At 66.6% G+C, this 19,674-nt stretch carries 15 protein-coding genes; 8 read left to right on the forward strand and 7 right to left on the reverse strand.

The genetic code is table 11. The annotated features are described in order from the left end of the window. Positions 1 to 265 precede the first annotated feature (265 nt). Entirely contained in the window at positions 266 to 952 is a 687-nt protein-coding gene (locus A9976_RS23220) for a helix-turn-helix transcriptional regulator (RefSeq protein ID WP_047325806.1), read from the forward strand. Positions 953 to 1,146: 194 nt separating this feature from the next. Continuing rightward, positions 1,147 to 1,287 (forward strand): hypothetical protein, encoded by a 141-nt coding sequence (locus A9976_RS23225; RefSeq protein WP_183020952.1) that lies wholly within the window; start codon positions 1,147 to 1,149, stop codon positions 1,285 to 1,287. 43 nt (positions 1,288 to 1,330) lie between these two features. On the opposite strand, the gene mog is transcribed toward A9976_RS23225, so the two are convergent. Both mog and yjgA read right to left on the reverse strand, forming a co-directional pair. After that, positions 1,331 to 1,936, reverse strand: a complete 606-nt coding sequence (mog, locus tag A9976_RS23230) for a molybdopterin adenylyltransferase (protein ID WP_183020953.1) — start codon at positions 1,934 to 1,936, stop codon at positions 1,331 to 1,333. Beyond that, complete coding sequence (yjgA, locus tag A9976_RS23235) at positions 1,929 to 2,606, reverse strand: ribosome biogenesis factor YjgA (protein WP_123692395.1); 678 nt, start codon at positions 2,604 to 2,606, stop codon at positions 1,929 to 1,931. Before yjgA ends, mog begins: the two co-directional genes overlap by 8 nt. Before the next feature lie 66 nt (positions 2,607 to 2,672). On the opposite strand from yjgA, the gene pmbA reads away from it, so the two are divergent. After that, entirely contained in the window at positions 2,673 to 4,082 is a 1,410-nt protein-coding gene (gene pmbA / locus A9976_RS23240; RefSeq protein WP_183020954.1) for a metalloprotease PmbA, read from the forward strand. Positions 4,083 to 4,136: 54 nt separating this feature from the next. On the opposite strand, the gene A9976_RS23245 is transcribed toward pmbA, so the two are convergent. Genes A9976_RS23245 through A9976_RS23260 form a run of 4 tightly spaced genes read right to left on the reverse strand, consistent with a single transcriptional unit; the run spans position 4,137 to position 8,036 of the window. Beyond that, on the reverse strand, positions 4,137 to 4,976 hold the full coding sequence (locus A9976_RS23245; protein ID WP_183020955.1) for a fumarylacetoacetate hydrolase family protein: 840 nt from the start codon (positions 4,974 to 4,976) through the stop codon (positions 4,137 to 4,139). Positions 4,977 to 5,023: 47 nt separating this feature from the next. After that, positions 5,024 to 6,004 carry a tripartite tricarboxylate transporter substrate binding protein gene (locus A9976_RS23250; RefSeq protein WP_157760065.1) on the reverse strand — a complete coding sequence of 327 codons (981 nt, stop codon included), beginning with the start codon at positions 6,002 to 6,004 and terminating at the stop codon, positions 5,024 to 5,026. Positions 6,005 to 6,036: 32 nt separating this feature from the next. Then, on the reverse strand, positions 6,037 to 7,218 hold the full coding sequence (locus tag A9976_RS23255) for a CaiB/BaiF CoA-transferase family protein (RefSeq protein ID WP_183020956.1): 1,182 nt from the start codon (positions 7,216 to 7,218) through the stop codon (positions 6,037 to 6,039). Then, positions 7,215 to 8,036, reverse strand: a complete 822-nt coding sequence (locus A9976_RS23260; RefSeq protein WP_183020957.1) for a CoA ester lyase — start codon at positions 8,034 to 8,036, stop codon at positions 7,215 to 7,217. The genes A9976_RS23255 and A9976_RS23260 overlap by 4 nt, the downstream gene beginning before the upstream one ends. 137 nt (positions 8,037 to 8,173) lie before the next feature. Here A9976_RS23260 and A9976_RS23265 point away from each other — a divergent pair, with 137 nt between their 5' ends. Together A9976_RS23265 and A9976_RS23270 are read left to right on the forward strand one after the other, a co-directional pair. Then, on the forward strand, positions 8,174 to 9,091 hold the full coding sequence (locus tag A9976_RS23265) for a LysR substrate-binding domain-containing protein (RefSeq protein WP_183020958.1): 918 nt from the start codon (positions 8,174 to 8,176) through the stop codon (positions 9,089 to 9,091). Positions 9,092 to 9,275: 184 nt separating this feature from the next. Continuing rightward, positions 9,276 to 11,015 carry a methyl-accepting chemotaxis protein gene (locus A9976_RS23270; RefSeq protein WP_183020959.1) on the forward strand — a complete coding sequence of 580 codons (1,740 nt, stop codon included), beginning with the start codon at positions 9,276 to 9,278 and terminating at the stop codon, positions 11,013 to 11,015. Positions 11,016 to 11,069: 54 nt separating this feature from the next. On the opposite strand, the gene A9976_RS23275 is transcribed toward A9976_RS23270, so the two are convergent. Then, a complete protein-coding gene (locus A9976_RS23275; RefSeq protein WP_183021058.1) occupies positions 11,070 to 14,435 on the reverse strand; it encodes a mechanosensitive ion channel domain-containing protein in 3,366 nt (1,121 codons plus the stop codon). A 372-nt stretch (positions 14,436 to 14,807) separates the two neighbouring features. Between A9976_RS23275 and A9976_RS23280 the strand changes: the two genes are divergently transcribed. The 3 genes from A9976_RS23280 to A9976_RS23290 are packed head-to-tail and all read left to right on the forward strand — an operon-like array spanning position 14,808 to position 19,670. Beyond that, the gene (locus A9976_RS23280) at positions 14,808 to 16,730 is read left to right on the forward strand and encodes a PrkA family serine protein kinase (RefSeq protein WP_012204247.1); all 1,923 of its coding nucleotides are present in this window, start codon (positions 14,808 to 14,810) and stop codon (positions 16,728 to 16,730) included. Between the two features lie 46 nt (positions 16,731 to 16,776). Beyond that, positions 16,777 to 18,045: a YeaH/YhbH family protein gene (locus A9976_RS23285; RefSeq protein WP_183020960.1), complete on the forward strand. Its 1,269-nt coding sequence runs from the start codon at positions 16,777 to 16,779 to the stop codon at positions 18,043 to 18,045. Next, positions 18,042 to 19,670, forward strand: a complete 1,629-nt coding sequence (locus A9976_RS23290) for a SpoVR family protein (RefSeq protein ID WP_183020961.1) — start codon at positions 18,042 to 18,044, stop codon at positions 19,668 to 19,670. The genes A9976_RS23285 and A9976_RS23290 overlap by 4 nt, the downstream gene beginning before the upstream one ends. Positions 19,671 to 19,674: the final 4 nt, after the last annotated feature.

Here is a 19,674-nt window from a genome sequence, read left to right on the forward strand (position 1 = left end):
ATTCCATGCTGGCAGGGACAGGGGCCTGCCGCATTGGGGCAAGCACGGGCTTGGTGGCCCCGGTGCGACAGTACAGCCGCTCATCCTTGCAACGTGGCCGGTCCGTTGATTGATCGCCATGCGCTGCGCCTCCCGGCCGTGGCTTGTGCGCGCGTCGGGACCTGCTTTTCCCGTCCTTGACCTGGGGATGCGAAAGCATTGGTCTCGAATTAATTTATCTAAAAAAACAATCAAAAATTTATGTTTTGCTTAAGATAATGGACAAATGAAAACGCCAGAAAAATCCACCCTTCTTCAGCGCCAACTGCTTTTACAGTTCGGTGACCGGCTCAAGCGCCTGCGCAAGGAGCAGGGGCTGGGCACGGTCGAGATGGCCTCGCGCGTAGGCATATCCCGCAGCACGCTCGCTGCAGTCGAGTCCGGCGATCCCGGGCCATCCATGGGCACGTACCTGCGAGTCATGTCGGAACTGGGCATAGGGGGAGAATTGGCATTGCTGGCGGGCGACGCCCTGCAGCCCGCGCCCGCAGGAACTGCCGCAGCCCGTTCGCGCCATGCCAGGCCCGTCGTACAGGTTCTGGTGCGTGCGCAGGATGCGCGCCATGAAGTGCAGGATCTGCAAAGCCTGGCATTGCATGAAGAAGCCGTGCGCCTTGTGCGATCAGACCCGGCATTGCTGCAGCAGGCACAGGACACGTTGGAGCGGTGGTTGAGCCAGGGGGATTCGCATTCCGCCAGCCTGTGGAGGCAGTGGCAGGATGTCTTGCAAAATGGCCGCTGGCGCACCATCCTGGCCCGCACGCGAAGGGCCCAGGAACTGCGCCAGGCCTCGCCCCTGACATCGGTGCTGCCCGAACAGGTGCGCCAGCAGGTACTGGCGCAGGTGGGGGATCTCAAGCGGGGCGTTGCATTGGGAGATACAGGGCGGGCCTATGAACCGAGAGGATCTTGAGCACATCATTCGTGCGAGCGGGGATGTGACGAATGAGTATGAATTCGTCAGCGTGGGAAGCCAGGCAATCCTGGGCTCCATCCCGTATCCCGAGCCGGTTTTCAAGATGTCCGCAGAGGCGGACATCTATCCGATCAACGCTCCGGATCTGGCGGACCGGATCGATGGATCCATTGGCGAAGGCTCTCGCTGCCATGAGTATGGCACTGATGGAGCATGGCCATGTACAGGTCGATGCGGCACTGGAACTGGCAAGCGGCATGCCGTTGGGTGATGACGGCAAACGGCAATTGCGGGCCCGGATTCAGCGCTCGTTCAAGGGGCTGAAAAAATAAAAAGCAGCCCGCAGGCTGCTTGTCGATTGCCGTGTCCGCGCGCTCAGGCCGCAGGTCGCGCGGTGCGCACTGCGCTCTTGGGGCGGAACGCCTTGCACACGCTGTCGTCCGTTTCCAGATAGGGCCCGCCGATCAGGTCCACGCAATAGGGCACGGCCGCGAAGATGCCGTTGACCTTTTGCGTGCCATCGGGGTTCTTCAGGCCTTCCAGGGTTTCGGCAATGGCCTTTGGCTGGCCCGGCAGGTTGATGATCAGGCTCTTGCCACGGATCACCGCCACCTGGCGCGACAGGATGGCCGTGGGCACAAAGGCCAGGCTGATCTGGCGCATCTGCTCGCCAAAGCCCGGCATTTCCTTGTCGGCCACGGCCAGCGTGGCTTCGGGCGTGACATCGCGCGGCGCGGGGCCGGTGCCGCCCGTGGTCAGCACCAGGGAGCAACCTGCATCGACCAGTTCGATCAGCGTGGCGCTGATGCCGGCCTGCTCGTCGGGGATCAGGCGCGGCTCGAACGCGATGGGGTTCCTGAGCGCGCGGGTGAGCCAGTCCTGCAGGGCCGGCAGGCCCTTGTCCTCATAGACGCCGCTGCTGGCACGGTCGCTGGTCGAGACGATGCCGATGCGCACAGCGTCATGGACGGGTTCACTCATCGTCGGCTTCCTCGCCAGCGCCATCGCCGTCCTCGGCAGTCTCGCGGCCCGTGCCGCCCAACTGCTGGCGAACCAGTTGGAACAGATCGCGGTAGGCGCGGCCCTTGCGCTGGGCCAGGCCGGTGGATTCCTGCACATTGGCCTCATGGGCGCCCGGCATGTCCTTGCGGGCCTGGCGGATCAGGGCGCGCAGCTGCTGGGTGTCGGTGTCGGGGAAATGGTCCAGCCAGATGGACAGGGCCGATTCCTCGGCGATCAGGCGGTCGCGCCATTGCTCGGCGGCGTGCAGGGCCATCTTCTCGGCGGCAGAGCCGTTGTGCTGCTCGTCCAGAGCCGCGCGCACGGCGGCGATCTCGGTCTCGTCCAGCTTGCGCATGAGCTTGCCGACGAATTGCATCTGGCGGCGCTTTCCTTCGAAATTGGTGATGCGCTTGGCCTCGGCCAGGGCATCGGCCAGCTGGTCGGGCAATTGCAGGCGCTTGAACAAGTCGGAGCGCAGCGTCAGCAAATCCTTGCCGAGGTCCTGCAAGGCGTCGGACTCGCGCTTGAGATCCGTCTTGCTGGAGTCGGGGGTGCCTTTGAGTTCGGCCTTGAGCTGCAGGTCGAGTTCGCTGCCTTCGGCAACGAAGTGACCTTTGACGTAGTAGCCTTTTTTGGGTTTGCGTGACATGGGGTAGGGGACAAATGCAGTGGCGGCGCGGAGAGCGCTGCAGTGGCGGCTATCATAGCCGCCGCTATGAAAAAACCCCGTCCCCGCTCGGCAAGCACCGCCAAACCGCAGGCTGATTCCGGCTTCAGCTACAGCCAACCGTTTTTTGAAGACTTGGTGGACCGTGCCCTGGTCCACGCCAAGAAGCTCGGCGCCACCAACGCCGGGGCCGAGGCTTCCGAGGGCTGCGGCCTGAGCGTGAGTGTGCGCAAGGGGGCTTTGGAGACCGTGGAACGCAACCGCGACAAGTCGCTGGGCGTGACCGTCTACCTGGGAAACCGCCGTGGCAACGCCAGCACCTCGGACTTCTCGGATGCCGCCATCCAGCAGACCGTGCAGGCCGCCTACGACATCGCACGCTTCACGGCCGAAGATCCCATGGCCGGCCTGCCCGATGCGGCCGACATCGCCCAGCCCGGCACCCACCGCGACCTGCAGCTGTTCCACCCCTGGGACCTCACCAGCGAGGCCGCGGCCGAACTGGCGCTGCAATGCGAGGAAGCCGCGCTGCGCACGCACAAGCGCATCACCAACAGCGAAGGCGCGGGCGTCTCGGCCCAGCAAAGCCATTTCTTCAGCGCCCACACCAATGGCTTCCGTGGCGGCTACGCCAGCTCGCGCCACAGCCTGTCGGTGGCGCCCATCGCCTCGCTGCCCGGCCGCAATGGCGAGATGCAGCGCGACGCCTGGTACAGCTCCATGCGCAACGCCAACGACCTGGCCTCGCCCGAGGCCGTGGGCCGCTACGCCGCCCAGCGCGCCCTGAGCCGCCTGGGCAGCCGCAAGATCCCGACCACCGAATGCCCGGTGCTGTTCGAGTCCACGCTGGCCGCAGGCCTGCTGGGCAGCTTCGTGCAGGCCGTCAGCGGCGGCGCGCTGTACCGCCGCAGCACCTTCCTGCTCGACTCGCTGGGCAAGCCCGTCTTCCCCAAGCACATCGACATCACGGAAGACCCCTTCATCCTCGGCGGCAAGGGCAGCTCGCCCTTCGACGAGGAGGGCGTGCGCGTGCAGGCCCGCAAGGTGGTGGATGCCGGCCGCGTCGAGGGCTACTTCCTGTCCAGCTACTCGGCCCGCAAGCTGGGCATGAAGACCACCGGCAATGCCGGCGGATCGCACAACCTGGTCATGACCTCGCGCCGCACCAAGGCCGGCGACGACCTGCCCGCCATGCTCAAGAAGCTGGGCACGGGCCTGTTCGTGATCGAACTCATGGGCCAGGGCGTGAACTACGTGACCGGCGACTACTCGCGCGGCGTCAGCGGCTTCTGGGTGGAAAACGGCGAAATCGCCTTCCCCGTGCATGAGATCACCATCGCCGGCAACCTCAAGGACATGCTCAAGGGCATCGAGGCCGTGGGCGCGGATGCCTACAACTACGGCGCCAAGACCGTGGGCTCGATCCTGATCAACCGGATGAAGGTGGCGGGCAGCTGAGCGCCAATTCCGCTCAAAAATAAAGCGGCTTCTTGAAGCCGCTTTTTCGTGGCTCTACACCACACGCTGCCTCTGCACCCCCAGGCCCTCGATCCCCAGCTCCATCACATCGCCAGCCTTCAGATAGCGTGGCGGCTTCATGCCCATTCCGACTCCCGGGGGTGTGCCGGTGATGATGAGGTCGCCGGGCTCCAGCGTCATCACGCGGCTGCAGTGGCTGACGAGTTCGGCGCAGCCAAAGATCATGGTGCGCGTGCTGCCGCTCTGGCGGCGCTCCCCGTTCACATCCAGCCATAGCTGCAGGGCTTGCGGATCGGGTACTTCGTCGCGCGTGACCAGCCAGGGGCCGATGGGGCCGAAGCGGTCGAAGCCCTTGCCCTTGCTCCACTGGCCACCGCTGCGGTCGATCTGGTATTCGCGCTCGGACACATCGTTGGCAAGGCAGTAGCCGGCCACATGCTCCAGCGCATCGGCCACGGACACATTGCGTGCGCGCTCGCCGATGACGATGCCCAGTTCCACCTCCCAGTCCATGCGTGTGCTGCCTTCGGGCAGGGGGATGTCGTCGTCGGGGCCGCAGGCGCAGCTGGGCCATTTGGCGAAGAGGATGGGCTCCTTGGGAATGGGCATGCCGGCTTCCTCGGCATGGTCGCGGTAGTTCAGGCCGATGGCGACGAACTTGGACATGCCGCTCCAGGGCATGCCGATGCGCACCGGGCCTTGCACCAGGGGCAGCCTGGCAGGGTCGATGGCGGCCAGGGCCCGCAGCGCCTCGCGGCCGAGCAGGCGGGGCGTGTAGTCGTCCAACAGGGCGGACAGGTCGCGGATCTGGCCTTCGGCATCCAGCAGGCCGGGCTTTTCCTGGCCCTCGGGGCCGAATCTCAGCAGTTTCATGGAGTCTCCTTGGAATGCTCTGGAATATCTTGAAATGGGCCGGCTGCTTAGTCCACCTGGATGCCTGCCTGCCGGATCAGCTGGCTCCAGCGTGCCAGGTCGGCTGCCGTCTGCAGGCGCAGTTCCGCTGCCGTGGGGGCGTAGACGCTGGCGCCCATTTTGCGGAATTTCTCGCGCAGCCCGGGTGATGCCTGGGCCTTGTCCACGGCCTGGCGCATGCGCTGCACTTCCTGCGAGGGTGTGTCCTTGGGCGCGTACAGCGCAATCCACAGGTCGCCAACCAGGCCGGCAACGGTGTCGCGGGCCAGGGGCAGGTCGGGCAGGAACTCGCTGCGCTGGTCGGAGAACACGGCCAGGGCCTTGACGTCGCGGCTTTGCAGATAGGGCATGGCCGAGGGCAGGGTGCTGATCAGCATCTGTATGCGCCCGGCCATCAGTTCGGTCATGGCCGGGGCCACGCCACGGAAGGGGACATGGGAGGCATCCACCTTTTCGGCGCGCTTGAGGAATTCCATGAGGATGTGCGAGTAGGTGCCGTTACCGGCAGAGCCGAAGAAGTACCTGCCCGGCTCCCTGCGCAGCAAGGCCAGCAGCTCGGGCAGGGTGGAGGGCGCAAAGTCCTTGTTGACCAAAAGCACATGGGGCACGCTGGCAATGCCGGCCACGGGCACGAAGTCGCGCAGCGTGTCGAAGCCCGGGTTGGCGAACAGGCCGGGGTTCATGGTGACGATGCTGGCTGATGTCAGCAGCCAGATGTTGCTGCCGGCTTCGGCGCGTGCCACGTAGGCCGCGCCGACATTGCCCCCGCCGCCTCCCCGGTTCTCGACCACCACGGGCCGGTCCAGCTCGCCACGCAGCAGCGGCTCCATGACGCGCGCCACGATGTCGTTGGAGCCGCCCGGCGCGGCAGGCACCACCAGGGTGACCAGTTGCGCAGGGGCCGCGTGGGCTGGCAAAGAGAGCAGGGCGGCGTGGCCCAGGGCTGCCGCCGTGGCGACCCTGGTGAGCAAAGTCCTGAGAAAGGCCATGGTATGTCTCCTTCGTTGTATGGGCTGAGGGTTCATTCGGTAGGGGCAGGGTGATCGCTCCAGGCGCCCGGTGGCACCAGGTGCTGGTGCTCTCCCAGCGCAGGGCCCAGGCTGCGTATGGACCCGGGTGTGCGCGAGAGGCGCGGAAAGACGTTGTGCATGGGCAGGGGCTGGCCGTCGGCATCGGGGATGCAGGTGATGCAGGCCCTGGCGCGCACATGCTCGTCGGCCAGCAACTGCTCCACGTCAAGCACCGGCCCCACGGTCACCTCCCATTGGCCGAAGTGCAGCAGGTTGTCCTGCAGGCTGCGCTGTGCCACAAAGCCGGCGATCAGCGCGTCCAGCGCATCGACATGTCGCAGCCGTGCCGCGTTGGTGGCGAAGCGGGGATCGCTGCACAGGTCCTTGCGGCCCATGGCCTCGAAAATCCGTTCGGCCATGCGTTGGGTGGAGCCCGACATCACCAGCCAGCGTCCGTCGGCGCACTGGTAGGCATTGCGCGGTGCGGCGATGTCGGCACGGTTGCCCATGCGCCGTGGCCGCTGGCCGGTGCGCTGGAAGATGGCAGGGTCGGGGCCGAGCACGGCCAGCATGGGTTCCAGCAGCGACAGGTCCACCACCTGGCCGCGGCCCCCATGGGTTTCCACTTCGCGCAGTGCGAACATGGTGGCGCCCACGCCGGCCAGGCCCGCGATCATGTCGGCCAGGCCCAGGTTGGGCAGGGCGGGCGGCTTGTCTGGAAAGCCGTTCTTCTGGGCAAAGCCCGAGAAGGCTTCGACCAGGGTGCCAAAGCCGGGCCGTTGCGCATAGGGACCGGTCTGGCCCCAGCCCGAGATGCGCACGATCACCAGGCGGGGATTGCGCTGCAGCAGGACATCGGGTCCCAGTCCGAACTTTTCCAGTGCGCCGTGGCGAAAGCTCTCCACCAGGACCTGTGCCGATTCGGCCAGCTGCAGAAGACTTTGCACATCGGCCCCGTCATGCAGGTCCAGGCAGATGCTTTTCTTGTTGCGCGCATAGATCTGCCACCACAGCGGCTGGCCGTCGTTCTTCCAGTCGCGCAGGGTGTCGCCGCGTGGCGCCTCGACCTTGATCACTTCGGCGCCGAAGTCGGCCAATTGCAGCGTGAGCATGTTGCCTGCAGCCAGGCGCGACAGGTCGAGCACGCGGATGCCGCGCAGGGGCAGGGAGCCTGTGTTGTCCGTGGCGTTCATGCGGCTTGCCCGGTGCTGCGCAGCAACTGGCGTGCGCGCTCGGCAATGGGCGCATCGACCATGCGGCCGTCAACGGCCGCGGCGCCCTGTCCCTGCGCCAGCGCCTGTTCATAGGCCAGCACGGTGTTGCGCGCCTGGCGCAGATCCTCTTGGCTGGCTCCGAAGGCTGCGTGCACGGGCGCCAACTGGGCCGGGTGGATGCAGGCGGCACCTTGCATGCCCAGGGCGCGCGAGAGCCGGGCCAGTTCGCCGAACTGCGCAAGATCGACATAGCCGCCGATGCTGCCTGCCAGCCCCATGGGATGCAGCCCGGCTGACACGGCCGCGATGGCCACGGCCTGTGCCGGCATGGCAAGGGCCTGGGGCGTGGGCGCTACGCCCAATGCAGTGGCGAAGTCCTCGCCGCCAAAGGCCAGCGACACCAGCCGGGGCGAGGCCCGGGCAATGTCCTGCAGGCGCATCAGCCCGGTGGGCGTCTCCACGATGGCCTGCAGCAGCACCGGCGGGCTGCCGTGGACATCGGCCAGGGCTGCGATGCGCTGCACATCGGCGGCAGATTCCACCTTGGGGATGACCAGGCCATCGCAACCCGCCTGCAAGGCGGCCTCGGTATCGGCCTGTGCCAATGCCCTGTCCGCGTTGATGCGCACCAGCACGGGGCACGGCCCGCGCAGGCTGGCGATGGCCGGTTGCAGCATGGCGCGGGCCTGCTCCTTCTGCGCGGGGGCAATGGCGTCTTCCAGGTCCAGTACGAGGGCATCGGCACCGCGCCGCCCTGCGCTGGCCAGCATGCGTGCGGAGGTTGCAGGAACGTACAACAGGGAGCGGGGGTGGAACGGCATGGTGCTTGGGTACGGGAGTGGCGGTGAGCACAATGTAGGCAGCACCTCGCAGCGCATGGCTGAGGAATTCAGAACCGGCCTTCGTGCAAATCGAAACCCTCTTCGGACCTGACATGGAATTGCGCCAGCTCAGATACCTGATTGCCGTGATCGATGCCCAGAGCATCACCCGCGCCTGTGATGTGCTGCACGTGGTGCCATCCGCCGTGAGCCACCAGCTCAAGCTGCTGGAGCAGGAACTGCAAAGCACGTTGCTGGTGCGTGGCGCGCTGGGCGTGCAGCCCACGGCCACGGGCCGGCTGCTGTACGGCCAGGCGCAGGCCATCCTGCGGCAGGTGGCCGATGCGCGGGCCTGCGTTCAGGTCGAGGAATCGCAGGTGGCCGGTTCTGTATCGGTGGCCATTGCGGGCAGCATCGCCCAGGTGCTGGCCGTTCCCCTGCTGGCCGCCTGCCGTGAGCGCTGGCCGGCCGTCATCCTGTCCATCCACGAAGGGCTGAGTGGCCATCTGGTGGAGGGCGTGCACAGTGGCCGCTTCGACATGGGTGTGCTCTATGCCTCGGAGGCCACGGCCAAGCTGGAGACGCGGCCCGTGGTACGCGAGCCTTTCTTCTTTGGCTGCGCCCGCGCCCTGGCGCCCGAGGCGGATGGCAAGCCCATGTCGCTGCAGGATCTGGCGCGGCATCCGCTGCTGCTGCCCAGCCTGCCCAATGCCACGCGCGGTGCGCTGGACCGGGCCTTTGCGGCGCTGGACGCCGGCTACCAGGTGGCAGGCGAGGTGAACTCCACCACCACCCAGATCGGTGCGGTGCGCGCAGGGCTGGGCGCCAGTGTGCTGCCGTGGATCAGCCTGCGCATGCTGCGGCCACGGCGCTCCACGGTGATCCGCCCCCTCGACGTCGAGCATCTCTACCGCGACGTGCTCACGGCCACGAAGCCGCAGGCCGTGCGCAGCCGGGCCAGCGCCATGGTGCTGGCTCAGCTGGAGCACCTGCTGCGGGATATCTACGCGCCCCTGGCTTCCGATCACTGATCTCTGGCAGCCCGGTGCCTGCATGCCGGCAAGGCCCTGTCCTACTGGATGTGCAGGGTTTTGGAAGGCGATGCAACTGATTCAAATTGTCAAATTTGTTCCTGAATGTGTTTCCTCCGTGCCAGCAGTCTGGCCGGTTTGCGTAGGTGGTTCGAGGGAGAGCGACGTGGGTTTTCTGAGGCGTATGAAGTTGGGAACCATGCTGGGCATGGGTTTTTTCGCGGTGATCGTGGTTTGCGTATGCGTGGCAGCCTTCGGCTGGATGAAGTTGCATGACCAGGGCGAGCAGCTGCGCGTGCTGGCCGAGGACCGCATGGGCAATCTGGCCCGGCTGCAATTGCTCAAGGACAATGCCAATGTGTCGGCGCGGGTGGTGCGCAACCTGGCGCTGATCACCGACCCGGCGCAGATGGCAGAGGAGAGCCGCCGGCTGGACGAGGTGGTTGCCAGGAACGGCCTGGTCATGAAGGAGCTGGACCAGCGCCTGCAGACCGAGCAGGCGCGCCGGCTCTTTGCCGACATACGGCAGGCGCGCCAGCCTTTCGTGGAGACCATGCGCCAGGCCGGCGACCTGGGCATCGACAACCAGGGCGATGCCGCCAGGGATCTGATCATGGGGCGGCTGCGCGCCTTGCAGGCGACCTATTTCGACGCGGTCGAGGCACTGGTCGATTACCAGAAGGCACAGACGCAGGCGACGGTGGACGGCTCGCTGCGCCGCGTGGCCGAAGACGGCGTGGCCATGCTGGTGCTGACGCTGCTGGCCGCCGCGCTGGGCGGTCTGGTGGCCTGGATGATCACCAGGACGGTCAAGCAGCAGCTGGGCGGCGAGCCCTCCTATGCCGCCGAGGTGGCGCGCCAGATCGCGCAGGGCGATTTGTCCGTGCAGGTGCAATTGGCGCCCGGCGACACCTCCAGCCTGCTGCGCGCCATGGAGGACATGCGGGCCGGCCTGGCGCGCGTGGTCTCCGATGTGCGGCAAAGCAGCGAATCCATTGCGACCGGCGCCAGCCAGATTGCCTCGGGCAATGCGGACCTGAGCCAGCGCACGGAAGAGCAGGCCAGCAATCTGGAGCAGACCGCTGCTTCCATGGAGGAGATGAACGCCACCGTCAAGCTCAATGCCGATACGGTGCGCACGGCCACCCAGTTGGCCGCATCGTCCAGCCAGGCTGCCGCCGGTGGCGGCGAGATCGTGCGCCGCGTGGTGGCCACCATGGAACAGATCACCGCGAGTTCCCGCAAGATCGGGGACATCATCGGCGTGATCGACTCCATTGCCTTCCAGACCAATATCCTCGCCCTCAATGCCGCGGTGGAGGCGGCGCGGGCCGGCGAGCAGGGGCGTGGCTTTGCCGTGGTGGCTTCCGAAGTGCGCAGCCTGGCCCAGCGCAGTGCAGGGGCGGCCAAGGAGATCAAGGCCTTGATTGGCGAGAGCGTGTCCAAGGTGGATGAAGGCTCCGGCCTGGTGGGCGAGGCGGGTTCCGCGATGCACGACATCGTCCGCCAGGCGCAGCAGGTGGCTGACCTGATCGGCGAGATAGGCGCGGCCACGGCCGAGCAGGCCGATGGCGTCTCGCAGGTGGGCGAGGCCGTCGTTCAGCTCGACCAGGTCACGCAGCAGAACGCGGCCCTGGTCGAGGAATCGGCGGCGGCTGCCGCGAGCCTGAATGCGCAGGCTGCCAGGCTGGTCGATCTGGTCAGTCTGTTCAAGCTGGACGGGGTGTCCTCGTCCGTGTCCCTGCCCGCGTCTTCGCCAGCCCGGTCGCCAGCCCAGTCGCCAGCGCCAGCCGCCGCAGGCAGCAAGGGCGGCCAGCGGACGATGGCGTCCGCAGCGGCACCCAGGTTTGCTGCAGCGCCTGCCAAGGTCACCCCGCTGCGCAATGCGGGCGAGCGTGTGGACGAGAACTGGGAAGTGTTCTGACCGCGAGCCGGGCAATGCCGCGCTGTGCGCTGGGAATCGGGGGACTTGTCGGCCTCATGCCGTCGGATGGGGTGGGGTCTGCCCCGGTGCCTGCCCAGGTGCCTGCCCCGGTGCATGGGCCGGCATGTTGCGCACATGCAGGTCCAGCTGCGGGAAGGCCACGGCAATGCCAGCGTCCTTGAGCCGGTCGTTGACGCGGCGGTTGAGGTCGTGGCGCACGGGCAGGCGGTCTTCGACCTTGCCCACGTAGGCGCGCAGCTCGAAGCGCTGGCCATTGCCTTCCAGCGCCATGAACCAGCAATTGGGCTCGGGCTCGCGCAGCACCTGGGGGTGTTCCCTGGCAATGTCCAGCAGCATGTTGCGCACCTGCTCGGGGTCATTGCCATGGGCCACGGGCACGTCGATCACCAGGCGGGTCACGTCGTCGCTCAAGGTCCAGTTCGTCACCTGGCCGGTGATGAAGGTCTTGTTGGGGATGACGATTTCCTTGTTGTCGAAGTCCAGCACCGTGGTGGCGCGCGTGCGTATGCGCGTGACGGTGCCGGTGAGGGTGTCGATGGTGATGACGTCGCCCACGCGGAAGGGGCGCTCCACCAGCAGGATCAGGCCGGAGACGAAGTTGGCGAAGATCTCCTGCAGGCCGAAGCCCAGGCCCACGGTGAGCGCCGCCACCATCCACTGCAGCTGGCCCCAGCGCAGGCCCAGCAGCGTCAAGGCGCTGACCGTGCCCGCGATGGTGATGGCGTAGCGCGCCAGCGTGGCCAGGGTGTAGCGTGCTGAGCTGCTGATGCGGTTGGAGGCCGAGAGCGTCACTTCCAGCAGGCCGGGCAGGTTGCGCGCAAAGCTGAAGGTGAGCAGCAGGATCATCACGCCCAGCAGCGCGTCCATCAGGCTCACGGGGGCGGCATGCGCGATGCCGTCGGCGCCGGTGTTGGTGGTGTACCAGAGCACCACGCCTTCGGAGCGCAGCAGTGCGGGCAGCACGGGCAGCCAGGCGTAGACCAGGGTCAGCACGACCAGTACCTGCTGCAGCAGGCCCAGCAGCCTGTGCGCCTGCGCGCCCACGGTGACCAGGGCCATCTGGGTGGCTTCGTCGGTGGGGGCCTTGCCGGTGTCCACGCCCGAGCCGCTCTGGGCCAGCCTGGCGGCTTCGCGCAGGCGGTTCAGCGCCAGGCGCCGCTCGCCCAGCAGCAGCCAGCGCCGCAGCAGGTTGACCAGGACCTCGACAGCGCCCAGGAACACGAAGCTGGCCATCAGGGCCTGGATGAATTCGGTGGCCGTGTAGACATAGCCGAGCACGATGCCCACGGCCAGCGCGCTGAGCATGAGCATCAGCACCACGCTGACGATCTGGCCCCAGTGGATGCCGGGCCGCTTTTGCTGCATGACACGGCGAAAGTACAGCCAGGCCATCCAGGCCAGGCCCAGCGACAGCATGAGGATGGAGATGCGCCCCCAGGTGCTGATGGCGTGGTTGTCATGGCTGTAGAAGGCCAGGCCGCCCAGCAGTTCGGCAGGCACGATCAGCCAGGCGGCGCGGCGCACCATCTGGCGCAGCATCTGCACGCGAGCGGCCGGCCAGCCGAAGTGGGCCAGTGCCAGCCCGCCCGGGCAGAACAGGGCGTTGAGCAAGGTGGCCACGAAGATGAAATCGCTGAGCTGCACCAGGGTGGCGCCCAGCGGCTCCAGCGCCGTGCCCACGGTTTCCGGGCCTTGCAGCAGGCTGCCCAGCGCCGCGGCCGCAAAGCTCCAGGGCAGGGTGTAGAGCAGGCTCCAGCCCAGCGCGAGCAGGCTCAGCCCGAAGTTGTCGCGCATGAAGTCGCCCACGCGCACGGCGATGGCCTGCAGCTGGCGCAGCGCATAGCGGCGCAGGCCCAGCAGCAGGGCCACGATCAGGCCGACGGCGCCAAAGGCCCAGGGATCGTTCCAGATGCTGGCGGCCAGGGCGCGCGCGGTTTTCCAGGGCGAGCTGCTGCCTTCGATGTCCTGCTCCAGCGCCCGCCACTCGCTCAGCCAGGTGCGGTCCATGGGTCGGTGGCTGGGGAACCACAGCAGTTCCTTGTCCAGCACCTGGCGCAACTCGTTGCCGCTGCGCAGGGCCGCACGCAGGGCTTCGTCGGTCTGTTCCAGCACGGCAATGCGGCGCAGCAAAACGGGCTGCAGTTGATCGGTGAGCGCCACCTGCCGGGCCAGCAAGGCGGTCTGCTGGGCCGATACCGTGGCATTGGCGGCCGGCTCCGGTGCCGCGCCGCCACCTGCGTCCGCAGCATCGGCCGGTGCCTGCGCAGCGGCGCCGGCCTCGGGGTTCTGGCGCCATTTGCTGGAGTTGAACAGCATCAGCCGCAGCTCGGCCAGCTGGCGCTGCACGGCCCGGTGCCTGGACTGCAAGGTGTTGCCGGAGGACAGTTCCACGCGCTGCTGCCACAGCCACTGGCCCACGGCCGCGCTGCCACCGCCCAGCCGCAGGCGCGCCTGGGTGTCGCGCAGCGTGGCGCTCAACTGGTCACGCACATATTCGTCATTGGCCAGGGTCTTGCGCTCCTGCGCCAGTTCATTGGAGTTCTTGAGGATCTGCGCGGCCAGCGCCGCATTGCGCTGGGCCAGGTCGCGTATGGCGGGATCGGCGGCGGAAGCGTGCTGGGCGGCCAGCTCCATCTCCTGCACCTGCTGCTCCAGCTGCTGGCGGCTGCGCTCGGCGATGCGCTGGGTCAGCCAGGCGGCGCGCGGCATGCGCTCGAGCAGCTCGCGGCGCTGGGCCTGCAGCTGTGCGGCCAGCAGGCGCTGGCGGGCTTCGATGGTGGACTGCTCTTCCTGGCGCAGCGCCAGCTCCAGCAGGGCGCGGCGGTGCTCTGCGCTGCGCCGTGCTTGGCGGGCCTGGGTGAGGTCGGGGGCTTCGCCGGGCTCGGCGGTCACGGGCTCGGCGTTTTCCTGCGCGCGTTGCTGGAGGATGGACAGATCGATCCGCCCCGGGCCGGGCTGGGACACCAGATTGGCCTGGTCGGCCGCGGATTTTTCGATGCCCACCTTGAGTGCGGCGATGGCATCGCGTTCATCGGCCAGCAGCCGCTCCAGCACTTCCTGGCTGGCGTTGGCGGGAACGCGTTCCTTCCAGCGATCGAACAGGCTGCCCAGCTGCTCGTCGCTCAGCGGCGCGGGCAAGGCCGGCACGGGCGTGCGTGCCCTGGCGCGCAGGCGGTCCAGTTCCTGCGCCAGCGCATCGGCTTCCTTTGTCGCCGATGCGGCGGCATCCAGTTGGGCCTGAATGGCGTTGCTTCGTTCCTTGTCGGACGCGGAGCCACCGCCCAGCGTGCCCTGCAAGGCACCCAAAGGGCCTGCTGCCGGTGCGGCCTTGGCCAGGCCCGGTGCCAGCAGGGCGAGCAGCAGGCCGAGCACCAGGCACATGGACCACAGCAGGTGCATCGGCGTCACGGCAGCCAGTTTGCGCGATGGGCGACCGGCGGCAAGTAGAGGGTTGTCGGCAGGAGACATCGGTTCTGAATTCGGGCCTGTGCCGCTGTGTGAGTGCGGACTATCATTTGTCAAAAGTGGGAGCGTCAGGCGCTGTATTCACGGGCCTTGCTGCAGGCCCGGCTGGCTCAAGCCCCTGTCCCGGCGCCGCAAAAAGCGGGGTAGTCCAGGAACCTGACATTGTGACCTCGCGCGCAATGCAGACATGTGGGACGTATGAGCTATTCAAAGCCGATGCAAGGTGCTACAACAGTTCCACACGGTAGCGAATGCCTTGCAACTTCGCGGCACTGTTCGCCCTCGGGTGCCGCCGGGAGAGGTCGTATGGATGTCATCAGCAACTCGGCTGCACGTTACGTTCGCCTTCGCGAAGAAGAGATGTCGCTGGACGAATTTCTCGCCCTGTGCCAGCGCGATCCCATGGCCTACGAAGGTGCTGCCCAGCGCATGCTGGCAGCCATCGGCGAACCTGAAATGGTGGACACGCGCAATGATCCACGCCAGTCGCGGCTGTTTGCCAACAAGGTCATCCGGCGCTATCCGGCCTTCGCCGAGTTCTACGGCATGGAAGACTCCATCGAACAGGTGGTGAGCTTCTTCCGCCATGCGGCCCAGGGCCTGGAAGAGCGCAAGCAGATCCTCTATCTGCTGGGCCCCGTGGGCGGTGGCAAGAGCTCCATCGCCGAGCGCCTCAAATACCTGATGCAGAAGGTGCCGTTCTATGCCCTCAAGGGCTCGCCCGTGAACGAGTCGCCACTGGGCCTGTTCGACCCCGTGGAGGACGGGCCGCTGCTGGAGGAGCAGTTCGGCATTCCCCGGCGCTGCCTCAACCATGTGCTGTCGCCCTGGGCCGTCAAGCGCCTGGAGGAGCTGGGCGGCGATATCCGCCAGTTCCGCGTGGTCAAGCGCTATCCCAGCATCTCCAGGCAGGTGGGCATTGCCAAGACCGAGCCCGGCGACGAGAACAACCAGGACATCTCCAGCCTGGTGGGCAAGGTGGACATCCGCAAGCTGGAGAACTTTGCCCAGGACGATACCGACGCCTACAGCTACTCGGGCGGCCTGTGCCTGGCCAACCAGGGCCTGCTGGAATTCGTGGAAATGTTCAAGGCACCCATCAAGGTGCTGCACCCGCTGCTGACGGCCACGCAGGAGAGCAACTACAAGGGAACGGAGGGCTTTGGCGCCATTCCCTTCGACGGCATGGTGCTGGCCCACAGCAACGAGAGCGAGTGGAAGGCCTTCCGCAACAACCGCAACAACGAGGCCTTCCTGGACCGCGTCTACATCGTCAAGGTGCCGTACTGCCTGCGCGTGTCGGAGGAGGTGCGCATCTACGAGAAATTGATCCGCGAGTCCTCGCTGGCCAGCGCCGTGTGCGCGCCCGGCACGCTCAAGATGATGGCCCAGTTCGCCGTGCTCACGCGCCTGAAGGAGCCCGAGAACTCCAGCATCTTCAGCAAGATGCAGGTCTATGACGGCGAAAGCCTCAAGGACACGGACCCGCGCGCCAAGAGCTTCCAGGAGTACCGCGACTACGCGGGCGTGGACGAGGGCATGTCGGGCATCTCCACGCGCTTCGCGTTCAAGATCCTGTCCAAGGTCTTCAACTACGACAGCACCGAGGTGGCGGCCAACCCGGTGCACCTGATGTATGTGCTGGAGCAGCAGATCGAGCGCGAACAGTTCCCGGCCGAGCTGGAGACCAAGTACACCAGCTACATCAAGGAGTACCTGTCGCCGCACTACGCCGAGTTCATCGGCAAGGAAATCCAGACCGCCTATCTGGAGAGCTACAGCGAGTACGGCCAGAACATCTTCGACCGCTACGTCACCTACGCCGACTACTGGATACAGGACAGCGAGTACCGCGACAACGATACCGGCGAGGCCTTCGACCGCAACGCGCTCAACGCCGAGATGGAGAAGGTCGAGAAGCCCGCGGGCATTGCCAATGCCAAGGACTTCCGCAACGAGATCGTCAACTTCGTGCTGCGCGCGCGGGCCAACAACCAGGGCAAGAACCCCAGTTGGACCAGCTACGAGAAGCTGCGCGTGGTGATCGAGAAGAAGATGTTCTCCAACACCGAGGAGCTGCTGCCCGTGATCAGCTTCAATGCCAAGGCCAGTGCCGAGGACGCGCGCAAGCACGAGGACTTCGTCACCCGGATGGAGGCCAAGGGCTATACGTCCAAGCAGGTGCGCCTGCTGTGCGAGTGGTACCTGCGCGTTCGCAAGAGCAACTGACGGGTGGGTGCGCCGCCCTTCGGCGCGCCCGGGCTGGGGGGCACAGATGGCATTGCAAATCATCGATCGCAGGCTGGCCGGCAAGAACAAGTCGGTGGGCAACCGCGAGCGCTTCGTGCGCCGCTACAAGGCGCAGATCGCCGAGGCGGTGCGCCGCGCGGTGGACAAGCGCGGCATCCGCCACATGGAGGAGTCAGAGAGCGTCTCCATCCCGCGCAAGGACATCCGCGAGCCTGTGTTCCACCACGGGCAGGGCGGGGTCCATGACACGGTGCACCCGGGCAACACCGAGCATGTGCGCGGCGACCGCATTGCCCGGCCGCAGGGCGGCGCAGGCGGCGGCGGCTCCCAGGCCAGCGACAGCGGCGAGGGCGAGGACGACTTCACCTTCACCCTGACCAAGGAAGAGTTCATGGAACTGTTCTTTGAAGACCTGGCCCTGCCGCGCCTGCTGCGCACCCACATCGGCAACACCATGCAGTACAAGACGCGCCGCGCCGGCTACAGCCACGACGGCACGCCGCACAACCTGGCCCTGCTGCGCACCATGCGCGGCGCCCTGGGCCGGCGCATCGCGCTGACCAAGGCGCCGCACCGCGAGCTCATCGCCCTGGAGGAGCAGCTGGAGGCACTGCTGGCACAGGACGACGGCACCAGCGAGGCGGCGGCCGAGCTGCAGCAGCGCATCGATGCCCTGAAGCTGCGCATGGGCACGGTGGCCTTTCTCGACCCCATCGACCTGCGGTTTCGCAACCGCACGCGCGTGCCCGCGCCCATCAGCCAGGCCGTGATGTTCTGCGTGATGGATGTGTCCGGCTCCATGGACCAGGACCGCAAGGACCTGGCCAAGCGCTTCTTCATCCTGCTGTACCTGTTTCTGACGCGGCACTACGAGAAGATCGACATCGTCTTCATCCGCCACCACACGCAGGCGGCCGAGGTCAGCGAGGACGAGTTCTTCCACTCCCAGGAAAGCGGCGGCACCGTGGTCAGCAGTGCGCTGGTGCTGCTGGACCAGATCATCCGCGCGCGCTATCCGTCCGGGGACTGGAACATCTATGTGGCCCAGGCCAGCGATGGCGACAACTTCGGCGACGACGGCTCCAACTGCCGCAATCTGCTGGTCGAGAAAATCCTGCCGCTGGTGCGCTACTTCGCCTATGTGCAGGTGGTGCAGGAAGAGCAAAGCCTGTGGCAGGAGTACAGCCAGGTGCTGCCGCTGTTCTCGCACTTCGCCATGCGCAAGGTGTCGGATGCCAGCGAGATCTATCCCGTGTTCCGCGACCTGTTCAAGAAAGAGGGGGTATCGGTATGAACCTCTCTCACTATCCCGTGCTGGCGCCCCGCCATGCCACGCCGCAGTGGAAATCCCATCTGGCCAGCGACCGGGCCCAGCGCATCGTGCCCTCCGCGCCGCTGCCGGCGGGGGTGCGGCCAGCCGAGCCTCTGCCCGATCCCAGCGACTGGACCTTCGAGCTCATCGAACGCTATCACGCAGCGATTGCGGCCGCCGCCGAACGCTACGGCCTGGACACCTATCCCAACCAGCTGGAAGTGATCTCGGCCGAGCAGATGATGGACGCCTACGCCAGCGTGGGCATGCCCGTGGGCTACCGCCACTGGAGCTATGGCAAGGAGTACATGGCGACGGAGCGGCGCTACCGGCGCGGCCACATGGGCCTGGCCTACGAGATCGTCATCAACTCCAATCCCTGCATCAGCTATCTGATGGAGGAAAACACCACGGCCATGCAGGCCCTGGTGATCGCCCACGCGGCCTACGGGCACAACAGCTTCTTCAAGAACAACTACCTGTTCGGCATGTGGACGGATGCGGGCAGCATCATCGACTACCTGGTCTATGCGCGCGACTTCATCTCCCAGTGCGAGGAGCGCCACGGCCTGACGACGGTGGAGCAATGGCTGGACTCCTGCCACGCGCTGTCCAACCTGGGCGTGGACCGCTACCGCCGCCCCTCCAAGAAAAGCCTGGCGCGCGAGCGGGCCGAGCGCGAGCAGCGCGAGGCCTACGCCCAGCAGCAGGTCAACGAGCTGTGGCGCACCCTGCCGGCGCGCCCGGGCAAGGACAGCGCGGCGCAGCACAGCGAGCGCTTTCCCAAGGAGCCCGAGGAAAACCTGCTGTACTTCATCGAGAAGAACGCCCCGCTGCTGGAGCCCTGGCAGCGCGAGATCGTGCGCATCGTGCGCAAGATCGCCCAGTACTTCTACCCGCAGCGCCAGACCCAGGTCATGAACGAGGGCTGGGCCACGTTCTGGCACTACACCCTGCTCAACACCCTGTACGACGAAGGCTGGCTGACCGACGGCGTGATGATCGAGTGGCTGTCCTCCCACACCAATGTCATCTACCAGCCCCCGGCGGGCCACCGCGCCTACAGCGGCATCAACCCCTATGCGCTGGGCTTTGCCATGTACCGCGACATCCGCCGCATCTGCCAGGACCCCACCGAGGAAGACCGCCGCTGGTTCCCCGACCTGGCCGGCACGCCCTGGCTGCCGGCGCTGCACCATGCCATGCAGAACTTCAAGGACGAGAGCTTTGTCGGCCAGTACCTGAGCCCCCAGCTCATGCGCGATATGCGGCTGTTCGCCATCCATGACGATGCCGGCGAACGCGAGCTGCTGGTCAGCGCCATCCACGACGACGACGGCTACCGCACCCTGCGCCAGACCCTGTCGCAGCAGTACGACCTGGGCGCGCGCGAGCCCAATATCCAGGTCTGGAACGTGAACCTGCGCGGCGACCGCTGCCTCACCCTGCGCCACACCCGCTACCAGGGCCGGCCGCTGTCCGACGATGCGCTGGAAGTGCTCAAGCACGCAGCGCGCCTGTGGGGCTTTGGCGTGCAGCTGGAAAGCGTCAACGGCGATGGCGACGCGCCCGTGCTGCTGCACTCCGTTCCCGCTCCACCGGCCTGATCCA

It is taken from the genome of Delftia sp. UME58 (genome assembly GCF_014170385.1).
Lineage (GTDB): Bacteria > Pseudomonadota > Gammaproteobacteria > Burkholderiales > Burkholderiaceae_C > Comamonas > Comamonas acidovorans.

Bases quoted from the DNA above. Each gene is read 5' to 3' on its own strand.
- A9976_RS23220 (WP_047325806.1), top strand. From the start codon at position 266: ATGAAAACGCCAGAAAAATCCACCCTTCTTCAGCGCCAACTGCTTTTA.
- A9976_RS23225 (WP_183020952.1), top strand. From the start codon at position 1,147: ATGAGTATGGCACTGATGGAGCATGGCCATGTACAGGTCGATGCGGCA.
- mog (WP_183020953.1), bottom strand. From the start codon at position 1,936: ATGAGTGAACCCGTCCATGACGCTGTGCGCATCGGCATCGTCTCGACC.
- yjgA (WP_123692395.1), bottom strand. From the start codon at position 2,606: ATGTCACGCAAACCCAAAAAAGGCTACTACGTCAAAGGTCACTTCGTT.
- pmbA (WP_183020954.1), top strand. From the start codon at position 2,673: ATGAAAAAACCCCGTCCCCGCTCGGCAAGCACCGCCAAACCGCAGGCT.
- A9976_RS23245 (WP_183020955.1), bottom strand. From the start codon at position 4,976: ATGAAACTGCTGAGATTCGGCCCCGAGGGCCAGGAAAAGCCCGGCCTG.
- A9976_RS23250 (WP_157760065.1), bottom strand. From the start codon at position 6,004: ATGGCCTTTCTCAGGACTTTGCTCACCAGGGTCGCCACGGCGGCAGCC.
- A9976_RS23255 (WP_183020956.1), bottom strand. From the start codon at position 7,218: ATGAACGCCACGGACAACACAGGCTCCCTGCCCCTGCGCGGCATCCGC.
- A9976_RS23265 (WP_183020958.1), top strand. From the start codon at position 8,174: ATGGAATTGCGCCAGCTCAGATACCTGATTGCCGTGATCGATGCCCAG.
- A9976_RS23270 (WP_183020959.1), top strand. From the start codon at position 9,276: ATGAAGTTGGGAACCATGCTGGGCATGGGTTTTTTCGCGGTGATCGTG.
- A9976_RS23275 (WP_183021058.1), bottom strand. From the start codon at position 14,435: ATGCACCTGCTGTGGTCCATGTGCCTGGTGCTCGGCCTGCTGCTCGCC.
- A9976_RS23280 (WP_012204247.1), top strand. From the start codon at position 14,808: ATGGATGTCATCAGCAACTCGGCTGCACGTTACGTTCGCCTTCGCGAA.
- A9976_RS23285 (WP_183020960.1), top strand. From the start codon at position 16,777: ATGGCATTGCAAATCATCGATCGCAGGCTGGCCGGCAAGAACAAGTCG.
- A9976_RS23290 (WP_183020961.1), top strand. From the start codon at position 18,042: ATGAACCTCTCTCACTATCCCGTGCTGGCGCCCCGCCATGCCACGCCG.